The 612-nt window shown below is 48.0% G+C and carries 1 protein-coding gene; it reads right to left on the bottom strand.

Annotation, left to right across the window (positions count from 1 at the left end):
- Window positions 1–527: LysM peptidoglycan-binding domain-containing protein (locus HP456_RS24690; protein ID WP_172255915.1), on the bottom strand; the 527-nt coding region annotated here is incomplete at its 3' end.
- Window positions 528–612 lie beyond the last annotated feature (85 nt).

Genomic DNA, 612 nt, shown 5'->3' with positions numbered 1-612 from the left:
CCTTCTTCCTGGTTGGTAATCGCCATCATAAGGACATTCCCATTATCCCTTCCGGTTTGCAGCAGGTTCCCCATCGGAGGTTCCTGCAGGGTCCCGTCACGCTTCGCCTGAAAGCTGAAAGGAGCAAGGTAGGTTAGATAAGGAGCGGCTTCTTTAGCACTTTCCTCTAAATTAGGTGACACTTCATTTCCGTACGGCTCCACATAAGCGTTGAATTCTGCACGGACTTTCGGTTTCGGGGGAACATATAAGCGCTGGTTGACCTGAAGCGGTAAATTAGGCGATATGCCGTTAACCCTTGCGAGTTCTTGATATGGGATGCCAACCTTTTGGCCGATTCCCCATAAACTGTCACCCGGCTGCACATAATAAAAGCTGCCGACGATCGGGATTACCAGTGACTGGCCGACTACGAGATTATTCGGATTCGGAAGTTCATTTGCTTCCACTATATCGTTAACAGTTGATCCATACGCTTGAGCAATACCAAATAATGATTGGTTCGGCTGGACAACGTGAATTTGCATACTGAGGCCCTCCCTTTATCTTCACTATAATCAGCCTATGATTGGGGAGGGCAGGTTATGACGGGGAATTATGCCGAGTATTCTT

The sequence above is a fragment of the Bacillus haikouensis genome, assembly GCF_013179555.1.
Taxonomy (GTDB): Bacteria; Bacillota; Bacilli; order Bacillales; family Bacillaceae_B; genus Rossellomorea; species Rossellomorea haikouensis_A.
The sequence above is the reverse complement of the archived record's forward strand: the minus strand, read 5'-3'. Positions and strand labels throughout refer to the sequence as shown.